This window comes from Methanopyrus sp. (genome assembly GCF_053997775.1).
The window spans coordinates 23,264-36,489 of record NZ_JBMXXF010000050.1; the positions used below are offsets into that span (position 1 = coordinate 23,264).

At 68.5% G+C, this 13,226-nt stretch carries 13 protein-coding genes, 1 tRNA gene, 2 rRNA genes and 1 pseudogene; 5 read left to right on the forward strand and 12 right to left on the reverse strand.

Annotated elements, in window-relative coordinates; genetic code table 11:
• Positions 1-130: 130 nt before the first annotated feature.
• Positions 131-517, reverse strand: coding sequence for an LAGLIDADG family homing endonuclease (locus ACXJJV_RS06295; RefSeq protein WP_456467333.1), 387 nt, complete (start codon positions 515-517; stop codon positions 131-133).
• A 245-nt stretch (positions 518-762) separates the two neighbouring features.
• Here ACXJJV_RS06295 and ACXJJV_RS06300 point away from each other — a divergent pair.
• Positions 763-2,278: ribosomal RNA gene (locus ACXJJV_RS06300) — 16S ribosomal RNA — on the forward strand.
• A gap of 319 nt (positions 2,279-2,597) precedes the next feature.
• Complete coding sequence (gene moaC, locus ACXJJV_RS06305; RefSeq protein ID WP_456467347.1) at positions 2,598-3,041, forward strand: cyclic pyranopterin monophosphate synthase MoaC; 444 nt, start codon at positions 2,598-2,600, stop codon at positions 3,039-3,041.
• Positions 3,042-3,065: 24 nt separating this feature from the next.
• Here moaC and ACXJJV_RS06310 read toward each other — a convergent pair whose 3' ends face one another.
• From ACXJJV_RS06310 to ACXJJV_RS06325, 4 genes and pseudogenes are all read right to left on the reverse strand, one after another.
• A complete protein-coding gene (locus tag ACXJJV_RS06310) occupies positions 3,066-3,656 on the reverse strand; it encodes a molybdopterin-binding protein (protein WP_456467348.1) in 591 nt (196 codons plus the stop codon).
• The gene (locus ACXJJV_RS06315) at positions 3,614-4,825 is read right to left on the reverse strand and encodes a cation:proton antiporter (RefSeq protein ID WP_456467349.1); all 1,212 of its coding nucleotides are present in this window, start codon (positions 4,823-4,825) and stop codon (positions 3,614-3,616) included. Before ACXJJV_RS06315 ends, ACXJJV_RS06310 begins: the two co-directional genes overlap by 43 nt.
• Positions 4,826-4,904: 79 nt before the next feature.
• On the reverse strand, positions 4,905-5,468 hold the full coding sequence (locus ACXJJV_RS06320) for a GMP synthase subunit A (protein WP_456467334.1): 564 nt from the start codon (positions 5,466-5,468) through the stop codon (positions 4,905-4,907).
• A 15-nt stretch (positions 5,469-5,483) separates the two neighbouring features.
• Positions 5,484-6,719 (reverse strand): annotated as a pseudogene (locus ACXJJV_RS06325) (FMN-binding glutamate synthase family protein); the annotation flags it as partial.
• Positions 6,720-6,861: 142 nt separating this feature from the next.
• Here ACXJJV_RS06325 and ACXJJV_RS06330 point away from each other — a divergent pair.
• A tRNA-Arg gene (locus ACXJJV_RS06330) sits at positions 6,862-6,938 on the forward strand.
• 27 nt (positions 6,939-6,965) lie between these two features.
• Here ACXJJV_RS06330 and rimI read toward each other — a convergent pair.
• The 5 genes from rimI to ACXJJV_RS06355 form a co-directional block, all read right to left on the reverse strand.
• Positions 6,966-7,457, reverse strand: coding sequence for a ribosomal protein S18-alanine N-acetyltransferase (gene rimI, locus ACXJJV_RS06335; RefSeq protein ID WP_456467335.1), 492 nt, complete (start codon positions 7,455-7,457; stop codon positions 6,966-6,968).
• Positions 7,442-8,014, reverse strand: a complete 573-nt coding sequence (locus ACXJJV_RS06340) for an archaemetzincin family Zn-dependent metalloprotease (protein WP_456467336.1) — start codon at positions 8,012-8,014, stop codon at positions 7,442-7,444. The genes rimI and ACXJJV_RS06340 overlap by 16 nt, the downstream gene beginning before the upstream one ends.
• 6 nt (positions 8,015-8,020) lie before the next feature.
• On the reverse strand, positions 8,021-8,245 hold the full coding sequence (locus ACXJJV_RS06345; RefSeq protein WP_456467337.1) for a hypothetical protein: 225 nt from the start codon (positions 8,243-8,245) through the stop codon (positions 8,021-8,023).
• A 47-nt stretch (positions 8,246-8,292) separates the two neighbouring features.
• A 5S ribosomal RNA gene (gene rrf, locus ACXJJV_RS06350) occupies positions 8,293-8,416 on the reverse strand.
• A gap of 41 nt (positions 8,417-8,457) precedes the next feature.
• Entirely contained in the window at positions 8,458-9,228 is a 771-nt protein-coding gene (locus tag ACXJJV_RS06355; protein WP_456467338.1) for a TatD family hydrolase, read from the reverse strand.
• Positions 9,229-9,358: 130 nt separating this feature from the next.
• On the opposite strand from ACXJJV_RS06355, the gene ilvN reads away from it, so the two are divergent.
• Positions 9,359-9,847: an acetolactate synthase small subunit gene (ilvN, locus tag ACXJJV_RS06360; RefSeq protein WP_456467339.1), complete on the forward strand. Its 489-nt coding sequence runs from the start codon at positions 9,359-9,361 to the stop codon at positions 9,845-9,847.
• Between the two features lie 2 nt (positions 9,848-9,849).
• On the opposite strand, the gene ACXJJV_RS06365 is transcribed toward ilvN, so the two are convergent.
• Positions 9,850-11,724, reverse strand: a complete 1,875-nt coding sequence (locus ACXJJV_RS06365; RefSeq protein WP_456467340.1) for a threonine--tRNA ligase — start codon at positions 11,722-11,724, stop codon at positions 9,850-9,852.
• Positions 11,725-11,910: 186 nt separating this feature from the next.
• On the opposite strand from ACXJJV_RS06365, the gene ACXJJV_RS06370 reads away from it, so the two are divergent.
• Complete coding sequence (locus ACXJJV_RS06370) at positions 11,911-12,252, forward strand: carboxymuconolactone decarboxylase family protein (protein WP_456467341.1); 342 nt, start codon at positions 11,911-11,913, stop codon at positions 12,250-12,252.
• On the opposite strand, the gene ACXJJV_RS06375 is transcribed toward ACXJJV_RS06370, so the two are convergent.
• A complete protein-coding gene (locus ACXJJV_RS06375) occupies positions 12,224-12,961 on the reverse strand; it encodes a metalloregulator ArsR/SmtB family transcription factor (protein WP_456467342.1) in 738 nt (245 codons plus the stop codon). The genes ACXJJV_RS06370 and ACXJJV_RS06375 overlap by 29 nt on opposite strands.
• Between the last annotated feature and the right edge of the window lie 265 nt (positions 12,962-13,226).

Below are 13,226 nucleotides of genomic sequence, written 5' to 3' on the forward strand. Positions count from 1 at the left end.
CCAGCTTGAGCCGCCCGCGATGATAGATCCCGAGGGTGCCGACCGGCCGCCCGACCGCGACAATCGTTACGAAGAACGTAACGACAACCGGGATGACGACTGCCCGCGAAGGGGAGGCCCACCCGATGACCTACCCACCCTTGACCGACCACGCCTCCCGCACCCGCTCCAACCCCTCCCGCGACCCGTGCACGCCCGCCTCCAACAGCTCCAACACCCTCCCCAACCGCTCCAACGCGCCCCGCTTCACCACCACCCTGCCCACCATCAGGTCCACGAACCGACGCAGGTCCCCCCGACGGTAGATCTCGAGGCACCACACGCCGTCGCGCCGACGGTACAGGTGCCCCATCCCGAGCGTCTCACGGATCTCCTCGAGCACCCCCCGCTCCTTCTGCACGAAGACCACCTTGGTGGAGACCCGGTAACCCGCCCGGTACCGCCCATCCCGCACGAACCGGACCACCACCGACCCCTCACCGTCGAAGAAGCCCGCCACGTAGTCCAACGAGACCAAGCGACCGCACCCCCACCGCCCGCGCGCCCACCCCCGATAAACCCCGCGATCCCGCCCCGAACCGTACCGAAATCTTCATATAGAACGACCTTACCGCCCCCGACGGACGCGAGGGAGAGCCCCCCGATGGGGCCCCGGGCAACCCCGGGGGGAACCACCCCCGGGGCCCCGGGGCCGACGCAAGCCCGCCCCCCGGGGCCGTGACGGCCCCGCCGCGGACCCAAATCCTTGCGGCCGCCACCCTAACTCCGGTTGATCCTGCCGGAGGCCACCGCTATCGGGGTCCGACTAAGCCATGCAAGTCGAGGGCCGCCCGGCCATGGGGGCGGCCCGGCGGACGGCTCAGTAACACGTGGGTAACCTACCCTCGGGACGGGGATAACCCCGGGAAACTGGGGCTAATCCCCGATAGGCGGGGCGGCCTGGAACGGTCCTCCGCCGAAAGGGGCCCGGGCCCATGCCGCCCGGGCCCGCCCGAGGATGGGCCTGCGGCCGATTAGGTAGTTGGCGGGGTAACGGCCCGCCAAGCCGATAATCGGTACGGGCGGTGAGAGCCGGAGCCCGGAGACGGGGACTGAGACAAGGCCCCGGGCCCTACGGGGCGCAGCAGGCGCGAAACCTCCGCAATGCGGGCAACCGCGACGGGGGGACCCCGAGTGCCGTCGGGGTAAAAACCCCGGCGGCTGTACCGGGGTGTAAAAAGCCCCGGGTAGCAAGCGGCGGGCAAGACCGCTGCCAGCCGCCGCGGTAATAGCGGCGCCGCAAGTGGTGGCCGCTTTTATTGGGCCTAAAGGGGCCGTAGCCGGTCCCGTGGGTCCCCGCCGAAAGCCCGCGGCTTAACCGCGGGAGTCGGCGGGGAAACTGCGGGACTTGGGACCGGGAGAGGCCGGAGGTACCCCCGGGGTAGGGGTGAAATCCTGTCATCCCGGGGGGACCGCCAGTGGCGAAGGCGTCCGGCTGGAACGGGTCCGACGGTGAGGGCCGAAAGCCGGGGGAGCAAACCGGATTAGATACCCGGGTAGTCCCGGCTGTAAACGATGCGGACTAGGTGTTGGGGAGGCCACGAGCCGCCCCAGTGCCGTAGGGAAGCCGTTAAGTCCGCCGCCTGGGGAGTACGGCCGCAAGGCTGAAACTTAAAGGAATTGGCGGGGGAGCACCACAACCGGTGGAGCCTGCGGTTTAATTGGATTCAACGCCGGAAACCTTACCGGGGGCGACAGCAGGATGAAGGCCAGGTTGACGACCTTGCCGGACGAGCTGAGAGGAGGTGCATGGCCGCCGTCAGCTCGTGCCGTGAGGTGTCCTGTTAAGTCAGGTAACGAGCGAGACCCCCGCCCGCAGTTGCCAGCGGGCCCCGTAAGGGGCGCCGGGCACTCTGCGGGGATCGCCGCCGTTAAGGCGGATGAAAGTGGGGGCGACGGCAGGTCCGTATGCCCCGAAACCCCCGGGCTACACGCGGGCTACAATGGCGGGGACAATGGGACCCGACCCCGAAAGGGGGAGGGAATCCCCTAAACCCCGTCGTAGTTCGGATTGCGGGCTGCAACTCGCCCGCATGAAGGTGGAATCGGTAGTAACCGCGCCTCAGAATGGCGCGGTGAATACGTCCCTGCTCCTTGCACACACCGCCCGTCACGCCACCCGAGCCCCCCGGGGGCAAGCCCCCGGTCCTTTACGGGCCGGGGGCGAGCCCCCGGGGGGCGAGGGGGGCGAAGTCGTAACAAGGTAGCCGTAGGGGAACCTGCGGCTGGATCACCTCCAGCGGAGGGGATGATGCGGCGGGGCAACGACAGCCCCGGGGGGCGGGCTTGCGCGGGGGGCGATGACCCCTACTCCGAGAATCGTTACGAGTTCCTTAACGAATCGGCGTGATGAATCACTCCCCTGCTGAGGGCGCCGCTGATGACTTTTCCTCCGACTGAACGCCGGGATGATCGCAGTCCCGCAGGCGTACCGCGCCGGATGACGAGCCCTTTTAGGGGTGACCGCCCCGGGCCAATCGTTACGGGTTTCATAACGTTAGATCGCCGGGTTAATGGGCGGGGGCGCCGGGCCCGGGTCGGGGCGTCCGGCCTTGTCCATGGTGGACGTGACGGGGAAGCGGGAGCAGGTGCGCATCGCGGAGGCTCGCGGGTTCCTGAGGCTGTCGGAGGAGGGTGTGGAGGCGCTGAGGAGGCGGGAGTCGCACCCGGAGGGGAAGGGCGACCCGATTGAGGCGGCGAGGTTGGCGGCGATGCTGGCGGTCAAGCGGACGCCGGAGCTGGTTCCGCACTGTCATCCGGTGCGGATTACGGGGGTCGACGTGGACGTGGAGGTGAAGGAGGACGGGGCGGAGATGACGGTGCGGGTGAAGTCGGTGGGTCGGACGGGGGTGGAGATGGACGCGCTCACGGGGTTGGTGGTGGGGTTGGTCACGCTCTGGGACATGGTGAAGTACGCGGAGAAGGACGAGGAGGGGCGGTACCCGCACACGAGGATCGAGGACGTGCGGGTGGTGAGGAAGGTCAAGAGGGACGTCAGGTGAGCGGTTTTCCGCCTGCCTCGTCGCCTAGGCTTTGCCTTGGGCGTGGGCGACGGCGTGGGGTAGTAGTTCGAGGAGGAGTTCGGCGCCGAGTTCGGCGGCGTGGGGGGAGCCGGGGAGGCAGGCGACGGGGGTTTGGTTCACGACGTACATCTCGGCGCGGGTGAGGGCGGCGTGGGCGCCGATCTCCTTCTCGGAGTGGCGGCGGAAGAGTTCGCCGAAGCCGGGGAGGCGTTTGTCGGCGATGCGTTCGAGGGCTTCGATGGTGGTGTCGGTGGGGGTGATGCCGGTGCCGCCGGTGGTGATGATGGCGTGGGCGCGTTCGGTGAGCCATTTGACGGCGCCGGTGATCATGTCGGGTTGGTCGGGGGTGAGGAGTCGGTAGCGGACCTCGTGGCCGGCTTCTTCGAGCTTTCGTTGGAGGGTGTCGCCGGAGGGGTCGTCGGGGTCGTCGCCGCGGGCGGCCTGTTCGAACTTGCTGGTGCTGATGGTGATGATGGCGAGGTGGAGGGTCTCGGGGGCGTGTTGTAGGTGTTCGTGGAGGGTCAGGGTGGGGTCCCCCGTTGGTCTCGGCGTTATCGTGTTCGTAGGAGGCGTTTGGCGAGGGGTTGGGCCCAGGTGGCTTCGAGGATGACGCTGAGGAGGATGGTGAGGAAGGTGGCGACGAGGATGGTGCCGGCGAGGGCGTGTGGGGGCATTTGTCGGGTGATGTGGGGTGGGAGTAGGTGGGGGTGGGTGGTGATCTTGGTGTAGACGGTGCCGACGAGGGCGGCGGGGACGACGCCGCGGGGGCCTTCGAGGGCCAGGTAGAGGCGCTCTTTCAGGGTGAGGGGTTCCTTGGGGGGCAGGTAGGTGCCGGCGAGGACGCCGAGGGGTCGGGCGAGGAAGATGTTGCCGAGGGCGCAGAGGAGTCCGCCGAGCCAGTACCGTTTCAGGAGTGGGAGGCTGATGCAGGCGCCGAGGGTGGTGAAGACGATGATGCGGACGACGGTGGAGAGTTCCTCCATGAAGCCTTTGAGGAATTGGAGGTCCTCTCGGAGGTGCTCGTGTTCGGTGAGTCGGTTGCCGATGTACATGCCCAGGATGGCCACGGCCATGAATCCGCTCAGTTCGTACCCGGTGAGGTGGGGTATGGTTTCCTCGCAGAGGTACCAGGTGGCGAGGGCGGCGCCGAGGGTGATGGGGACGACGTACTCCTTGAAGGGTTCTCGGGCGAGGAGTTGTTCGAGTGCGGCGCCCGCGATCACTCCGGCGGCGGCGCCGCCGGCGGCGAGGGAGAGGAAGAGGGCGATGGGGTTGTGGTGGGCTCCGATGCCGAGGGTGGAGAGGGAGGTCTTGGTGAGTACGACGCCGAGTGGGTCGTTGAACACGCTCTCGGCGATGAGGGTGGTGGAGATCTCGGCGGGTAGGTCGAGCTTGGCGAAGACGGGGATGAGGGTGGCGGGGTCGGTGGCGCACGTGATGGCTCCGTAAAGGAAGCCGATGGGGCTGAGGGGGTTCGTGTGGAAGGCGAGGTTGAAGATGAGGGAGGAGAGGGCGGCCGTGATGAGGAGGGTGATGAGGTCGAGCTTGGCGACGAGGGTGGCGACGCGGCGGAGGACGTCGATGCTGATCTCGAAGCCGCCGTCGAGGAGGATGATGATGAGTCCGACGGTGCCTAGGAAGGGGAAGATTTGTTGGGCGTGTTCGGGTCGGACGATGCCGGTAAGGGGACCGAGGAGGAATCCGAGGAGGAGTAGGAAGGGGATGTCGGGGAGTCGGGCTTCCTCGGAGAGTCGGGCGACGATGGCGCCGAGGGTGAGTAGTAGGGCGGTGTAGCCGAGGAGGGTGAAGAACCCGAACTTCGTCGGTGCTCCCCCCGCCGTTTTAGGCCTTGGTGCACAGTTTGGCGAAGTTCTTCAGGATGTCGGGGCCGTACTCGGTGTATTTGAGCTCGGGATGGAACTGGACGCCGTAGAGTGGGAGTTCACGGTGGCGCATGGCCTCGACCTCGCACTTGTCGGAGCGGGCGGTGACGAGGAACTCGTCCGGGACCTCCTTGACCTCGTCGCGGTGTGAGGTCCAGGCGGTGATGCGGTCGGGGAGTCCCTCGAAGATGCCCTCGTGGTCGAGGATCTCGATCTCGGTGCGGGCGTAGTCTTCGCGGCCGGCGGCCCAGTCGACCCGGCCGCCGAAGACCTCGGCCATGAGCTGGTGGCCGAGGCAGATGCCGAGGATGGGGAGCTCGCCGGCGAGTTCTTCGATGATCTGGGGGGAGTTGCCGGCGCGGTCGCGGGAGGGGCCGCCGCTGATGATGACGCCGTCGGCGCGGCGGCGGATGTCGTCGGGGTCGGTGGTGTTGGGGACGATCTCGGCGGGGATGTTGAGGTAGTCGTAGTTCTTGCGGATGAGGTGGACGTACTGGCCGTGGTTGTCGACGATGAGGATCAAGTGGGGGTGGGTCCCCTAGGCGAGTTCGACGTCGGAGCCGGCCATCTTGACGCCGGTGATGCGGGCGACGTCCTCGGAGAGGGCGCGGAGGTCCTCCTTCTCGAGGTTGTGCACGTCGGTCTTGCCGGCGAGTTGGGCGAGCATCTTGCACTCCTCGGTGATGACCTTGAGGTAGTTGGCGACGCGTTCGGCGGCCTCGTCGACGTCGAGGTTCTTGCGGAGTTCGGGGTCCTGGGTGCAGATGCCCTTGGGGCACTTGCCGGTGTGGCACTGCATGCAGGCGGTGCAGCCCATGGCGATGAGGACGCCGGTGCAGACGTACACGGCGTCGGCGCCGAGGGCGAGGGCCTTGGCCACGTCGGCCCCGTCGCGGATGCCGCCGGAGATGATGATGTCGACCTCGTCGCGGAGTCCGAGCTCGTTGAGGGCCTCGACGGCCTGGACGAGGGCGGCGATGGTGGGGATGCCGGCGTTCTCGGTGGCGATCTCGGGGGAGGCGCCGGTCCCGCCCTGCATGCCGTCGATCGCGATGATGTCGGCGCCGGCCTTGGCCGCGATCTTGACGTCCTCCTTGACGCGGCCGGGGCTGTACTTGACGATGATCGGGACCTTCCAGTCGGTGATCTCGCGGAGCTGCTCGATCTTCATCTTGAGGTCCTCGGGCCCGACGATGTCCATGTGCCGGGCCGGGGAGAGCGCGTCGGTGCCCTCGGGGATGCCGCGGATCTCGGCGATCTCCTTGGTCACCTTCTCGCCCATGAGGTGGCCGCCCATGCCGGGCTTGGCGCCCTGCCCGATCTTGATCTCGATCGCGTCCGCGGCGTTGAGGTACTCGGCGGACACGCCGAAGCGGCCGGACGCGTACTGGGCGATGAGCCACTCGGCCTCCTCGCGCTCCTCGGGGAGCATGCCGCCCTCGCCGGTGTTGGTCGCGGTCCCGACCTTGGCGGTGCCTCGGGCGACCGCGATCTTGGCCTCCCGGCTCAGTGCGCCGAAGGACATCGCGCCGACGAGGACGGGCGTGTCCAGCTTGAGGGGCCGCTCGGCGAACCGGTCCCCGAGCACGGTCTTGGTCCGGCACGGCTCCCGGTACTTGTCGATGGGCGGGCGGGAGACCTGGGCGGGCACGATGACCAGGTCGTCGAAGTGCGGGACCTTGCGGCTCGTGCCGAATCCTCGGACCACGTACTGCCCGGTTTCGGCCTTTTGCTGGATCTCCTTCACGTGGTCACGCCACCACACCCGCGGCCGCCCCCGGGGAGCGCTCCGCGTTCACCCGAGGGGAGGGTGTTTTAAACCGGTCGGGAGTCCTCGGGCCGGGGGGAGCGTCCAGCGGGCCCGATCGCGACCACAGGTTTTTTAAGTCCGGTCCGGAGGGGCGGGACCGGGAGGAGGCCCCGCAGTCTAGCCTGGATAGGACGCGGGCCTGCGGAGCCCGTAGCCCGGGTTCAAATCCCGGCGGGGCCACCAGTCGGCGCATCGTTACGACCATCGTAACTATTTCCGCAGCCGCTTGACCATGATGACGGCTGTCTCCCCGTCCTGGTAGTACCCCGGCTCCCGCCGCTCCACCCGGTACCCCAACCGCTCGTAGAACCGACGCGCGGGGAAGTTGGACTCCCGAACCTCCAGCCGCACCACGTCGCACCCGCGCTCCCGGATCCGGCGCTCCGCCTCCCGCATGAGGATCGTGCCGATCCCGCACCGCCGGTGCTCCGGGTGTACGGCGATGGAGACGATGTGACCCTCGTTCAGCCACCTACGGACCTCGAAGATGACGTACCCGACCACGCGCCCGTGCACCTCCGCCACCAGGAAACCCTCCGGGTTGTTGGACAGGGTGTACAGGAAGACGTAGGTGGGGTAGGGGGACTTTGGGAACGCCAGCTCCTCGATCTCGGTAATCTCGGGTATGTCCCGCCGGTGCGCCCGGCGCACCCGGACGCGGCGTCCCCGGCGGTCCACGTACTCGATCACTCCTTCCGGCAACGCTCCAACCACCATCGGCGCACGCGCTTCAGCAGGGTCTGGGTGCATCGGTCGCAGAAGTTCGGGGACTTCCGGTCCACGTGCATCACGGTGCTGGAAAAGCTCATCACGCACCGAGGATCGTCGCAGTGCTCCAGGCCGAAGGTATGGCCAAGCTCGTGCGTGACCTCCTTCACGACCCGTTCCAGGTAGCGGTCTCGATCCTCGTCCAGCAGTCGGGCCACCGAGACCACAGCCTCGCGGCCGTTCACCCGGGCCAGCCCGAAGATGAAGTTCAGCCCAGGCTCGTACAGGTCCTCGCGCGTGAGCCCTACGACCCGGTGGCACCGTCCGTCCACCTCGGTGAGCCGCTCGAGCAGGGCCTTCCCGAGGTACTGGCCGCGCGCCTCGGAGTACGCGTCCTCGGGCAGGCTCGCCCTGAGCTCCCGGATCTCCAGGGGCCCGAGGTACCGTCGAAGGTGCCGGGACAGCCGGTCCCGGATCTCGGGAAACCTCGGGATCGGTTCCCCCATCTCCACGAGCCCGAGGATCAGCCGGGCCGTCCCGCCCTCGGTCATCTCCACTCACCTCACGCGGCAGGTTAACACGACGGTGCCGACCATTAGGAGGAGGAAGCCCGCGAGCCCCATCACCCGGTCCCCTCCCCGGCGGGCGCAGATGATCACGTCGAGGGCGCCGACGAGGAGTGAGAGCACTCCGAGGGGCCAGACGGGCCCGCCGAGGAGGGCGACGGCGAGCGCCGCGAGGAGGAGGATCGCGGAGATCCGGGCGATCCGGTTGAGGTCCACCCGGCCTCCCCCATCGTTACGATTATCATAACGATTTTCGGGGTGGACGGCGGCGGCATCCCGGGCTTCCCGCGCCCTCTCGGAGCGCAGTACCACCCGGGACGCGGCCGGGCTTAACTTCCGGGTTCGAGATGTGGCCCGGGTGTGGCCCCGGCCGCTGTGGCCGCCGCCGTCCCCGCGCGCCCCACCCCGCCTACTTATAGTTTTCTCCCTCATCGGTCGTAGAACTCCAGGGCGTTCTCGGCCGTGGTCTCCACGACCCTGCCAACCGGCTCCCCCTTCACCTCGGCCACGAGCTCCACGATCCGCCAGACGTTCGCGGGCTCGTTCCGCCTCCCCCGCTCGGGCGAGAGGTACGGGCTGTCCGTCTCGGTCAGGGCGCGGTCCAGCGGCACGGACTCGAGCAGCCGTCGGGTGCGGCCGGTCGGGCCGCGGATGACGTGGATGGTGGAGAGGGAGACGTAGTGTCCCTCCTCCGCGATCCGCCGGGCGAGCTCCGGCGGACCGTCGTAGCAGTGGAACATGGCGGTCACATCGTGCTCCCTCAGGATTCGGAAGGCATCCTCCTCCGCCTCCCGGGCGTGGATCACGACCGGCTTGTCGAGCTCCTCGGCGAGCCGGAGGAACCGCTCGAAGACCTCGCGCATGCGCTCGCGCTCCTTGGAACGTTTCACGTAGTGGTAGTCCAGCCCGATCTCGCCGATCGCCGCCAGCTCGTCCGCGTGCTCCCGGATGAGCCGGACGACCTCGTCGATGTCCCGGTCCTGCATCCGGGGGGCCCGGGGCGGGTGCAGACCGATCGTGGGGAACACGAAGCCCTCGAACCGGCGGGCCAGCTCGAGGGTGCGCCGGGCGGTGCCGGGGGTGACCCCGCAGTCGTACACGCGCAGGACCCGCTCCCGGGCGCGTTCGACGACCTCGTCCACGTCCCTCCGGAAGTGGTCGAAGCAGAGGTGGCAGTGGGCGTCCACGGGCCGGTTCAAGCCGAGAGCCCCCGGTCAGCGAAAGGGCTGGCTCCTCATCGGCCTCGGGTAGGGAGGGCCTGCATCATCCCGAGGCGCGGGGTGTTACCCAGAAAAGCCCCTTCGGTGCGCGCACCCGGGGGCCGTCGTCATGGAGGATGGTGAGAAGCGGCGGATCCTGTCGGTGCTCGTGCGGGATCGTCCGGGGGTCATGCAGCGGGTCTCCGGCCTGTTCCGGCGGCGGGGGTTCAACATCGACTCGATCGCGGAGGGACCATCGGAGCGGGAGGGGCTGGCGCGGATGACGCTCACGGTGCGCGGGGACGAGCGGACCATCGAGCAGGTCGTGAAGCAGCTTAACAAGCTTGTCGACGTGATCAAGGTCTCGGAGCTGGACCCGGAGCGCACGGTGGAGCGGCAGCTGGCGCTGGTGAAGATCAAGACGAGGGACCGGGCGAGGGCGGCCGAGCTGGCGCGGGCGGCGGGCGCCGAGGTGGTGGACGTGGGGCGCGAGACGATCACGGTGGAGATCGTGGGAGAGCCGCGGGACGTGGAGTCGCTCCTGGAGCTCATGAACGACATCGGCAGCGTCGTGGAGATCGCGAGGACCGGGATCGTGGCGATGGAGCGGGAGTCCTGAGCTCAGCGTCCGAACCGCGGCCGCTCGCTGAGCCGCATCGGCGCGGTCAGCGGCACCCGCGGCTTGCCCTCCGTCTCCCGCTCGAGCCGCTCGACGAGCTCCTCGAGCGTCATCTCCACCCGCCGCTGCTTCTTCAGCGTCGACTCCTCCCGGATCGTCACCGACAGCGTGCCCTTCTTCACCTCCTCCTCTCCGATCACCACCACGTAGGGTACCCACTCCTTGCCCGCGTCCCTGATCTTCCTGCCTACCGGCTCGTCCCGGTCGTCCAGATCGACCCGGAATCCCTCCTCCCGCAGCCGCTCGGCCACCTTCTCCGCCTCGTCCAGGACCTTTTCGGACACCGGGATCACCCGCACCTGCACGGGGGACAGCCAGGTCGGCAGCGTGGGCAGCCTCTCCTCCCGTTCGAACCGCTTCTGCTGGTGCTCGAGCAGCGCGCAGATCACGCGTTCCAGGCTGCCCGTGGGGGAGCAGTGGAGGATCACCGGATGCCGCTCCTCCCCGGACTCGTCCGCGAACGTGATGCCGAACCGACGCCCGCTCTCCACGTCGATCTGCACGGTCGGGTTCTCGATGGGCCGGCCCAGGCTGTCGATGAACGCGAAGTCCACCTTACACTCCCAGTAGTGCTTCCGCTCGGAGAGCGCCTCCACGAGGATTGGCTTGGAGTCCCCGTACACCTCCTCCACGGCCTCGGCCAGCCGCTCGAGCACCTCGGGTCGCTCGTCCAGGAAGTCCTCCGTGACCCGCAGCACGACCTCGTACTCCAGCCCCAGCTCCCGCCCCACCTCCAGGCACAGCCTCGCCTGCTCCAGGAACTCCTCCACCGCCTGGTCCATGTCGGCGCACACCGTATGCAGGTCCGGCATCGTGAACGCCCGCAGTCGCTTCAGCCCGACCACCTCACCGCTCTGCTCCAGCCGGAAGCTCTGCGACAGCTCGTACACCTTGAACGGCAGGTGCCGTCGGCTCAGCGTCGTGTCGGCGAGCAGCCGGAACGCCCCGAAGCAGGCCGCGTACCGGAGCATCAGCGCCCGGTTGCCCGCCCGCAGCCGGTACTGCCGCTCGCCGAACCGGTCCGCGTGCTCCCGGATGGCTTCCTCGCCCAGGTCGTACATCACCGGCGTCTCCACGACCGCCGCGCCCATCCCCGCCATCAGATTCTCCACGTACTCCGCCAGGCACCGTCGGATCACGTGCCCGTACGGGTACCAGCGCACGTGACCCACGTCCGCCGCCGGCTCGTGATCGCAGATCCACTTCTCCCGCATCAACCGCACGTGGGCCGGCTCCTCCCCGCCCGACTCCCGCTCCTCGCCCAGCTCGTGCAGCACCAGCCGTCGGAAGTCCTCGGGGCACTCCGACAGGTCCACCTCCTCCACGTCCCTCAGCTCACCGTCCACGTACACCATGAACGACGACTCGACCTCCCGCTCCTCTCCCGCCTCGGCCGCCTCCGGGGTGACCGTGCGGGACAGCTCCGAGAGCGGGTGTCCCTTGCAGGCCAGCCGGAACGCCTTGTACCAGCCGAAGGGGGCGCGTACCACCTCGTACCCGCGCTCCCGCAGGAGCTCCTCCATCCTCCTCAGCACCTCGACGGCCACGTCCGGGGAGGCCAGATCCTCCGCGAGGTGCGCGTACGGGTACAGGACGATCCGATCCACCTTCAGCTCGCCGGCGACGTCCTCCACCTCCCGCACGGCCGCCTCGGCGACCGCCTCCGGGTCCTCCTCGTCGGCCTCCTGCACCGCCGCGAACACGACCAGGCAGTCCTCCACCTCCGCCTCCTTCGTCGGCGGCTCTTCCTCCGCGATCCCGGTCCTCTGCCGCGCCTCGAACGCCATCTCATCCGCGTGAATGAGCAGCATCCTCACCCGGCGAGCCCCGAGCCGGGTCCCCGACCCCCGCTGATAGCATCATCGGCCTCGGGTGCAGAAAGGAAACGCCAACGTTCACGGACGTGGCCGACGGGCGCGCCCACTTAAAAACCGTTCCATCCTGGTCGAACGCGATCCACGCTTAACCGGAGCGCGCGGTGCACCGTGCGGGGTGCCCAACTCATGTCCAGGCAGCCCGGAGAACCTGCCCGGGACGAGGAGGAGAAGGGCCTCATCGCCGTGAGGTACGCCCGGGAGATGCTGGGTGACGAGTACGCGGACCTCGTGGAGAAGATGCACGAGCTCGTCTGGAAGGAGTCCCCCTTGGACCCCAAGACGACGCACCTGATCGCGCTCGCCCTGGCCGCGGCGTCCGGGGACGACCGTCGGGTGGAGCTGATCGCCGAGACGGCCAGGAACGTCGCGGACGTGACGGACGAGGAGATCGCCGCCACGCTGGCCCTCGTGGCGTGGGTGGAGGGCGTGTCCAAGTCGACTAGGGCCTGGGGCGTTCTCCGTCGCTAGTGGGCTCCGCCACGAACACGCACCGGTCCGCCCCCTCACCGCAGCACTCTACCTCCCGGGCCCGGTACCGCCTGCCTCGGAGCTCCGACAGGAACCCGGCGATGATTCCGGCCTCCAGGGGGCACGCGGGACCGTACGGCAGGTCCGAGCACTCGCGGCACCCCTCGATCTCCACGATCACTCGGTCCCCGTCCCTCCGCACCCTCACGTCGTCCGCTATGGGGCTCAGGCACTCCTCCAGCCTATCCTCGTCCCCGCCCTTCCGAGCCAGCCGGCGGCCGATCTCCCTCCCGATCTCGTACAGGACCTCCTGAGCGTCGATCCCCAGCGACTCGATCACCGACCGGTAGGCGGCCGAGATCGCGAGCAGGATCGAGGTCTTCGGGTCCCTCCCCCGCTCCAACGCCCTGGCCACGTACTTCACGGCGTCCTCCAGCCGGGGACCCGACACGGTGACCGGGCGACCGGCCAACCCGTAGTAGCGTCGCGGCCTCGGCACGCCCCGCTCCTCCCGCACGACGCGGACCAGCCCGGCCCGCTCAAGCTCCTTCAGGTGGTGGTGCACCGTCGACTTGGACATGCCCAGCTCCCGGGCCAGGTCGGACAGCGTCATCGGTCCACGCTCTCGGAGCAGCTCCAGGATCCGGCGCCGAGACTCGCTGTTCAGGGCCCGGGCCATATCTTCTGGAACGTTAACTAAAAGCCTCATGCTGAGACCCCCGTTGGGCCGTCCCGCTCTCGGGACGGCCGGTGTTCGATGCTCATCTAATTTGCCCGGTCGGGTGCCCGGATGAGGGAGGAGGGGGCGTTACCCCTCCTCCCGGATGATGACCCGGCAGTGGCTGCACTCTATGGGATCATGCTCCAGCTTCACGTCGTCCCGACCCATCGCCCTGAGCACTTCCTCCATGGTCGTCACGAACGGGCACACGTTGTACCCGAACACCGCCTCGCGCAGCTTCGGATGCTGCTCC

Excerpts from the sequence above, each read along its gene's own strand:
- moaC (WP_456467347.1), top strand. The coding sequence starts at position 2,598 with ATGGTGGACGTGACGGGGAAGCGGGAGCAGGTGCGCATCGCGGAGGCT.
- ACXJJV_RS06340 (WP_456467336.1), bottom strand. The coding sequence starts at position 8,014 with ATGACCGAGGGCGGGACGGCCCGGCTGATCCTCGGGCTCGTGGAGATG.
- ilvN (WP_456467339.1), top strand. The coding sequence starts at position 9,359 with ATGGAGGATGGTGAGAAGCGGCGGATCCTGTCGGTGCTCGTGCGGGAT.
- ACXJJV_RS06370 (WP_456467341.1), top strand. The coding sequence starts at position 11,911 with ATGTCCAGGCAGCCCGGAGAACCTGCCCGGGACGAGGAGGAGAAGGGC.
- ACXJJV_RS06375 (WP_456467342.1), bottom strand. The coding sequence starts at position 12,961 with ATGAGGCTTTTAGTTAACGTTCCAGAAGATATGGCCCGGGCCCTGAAC.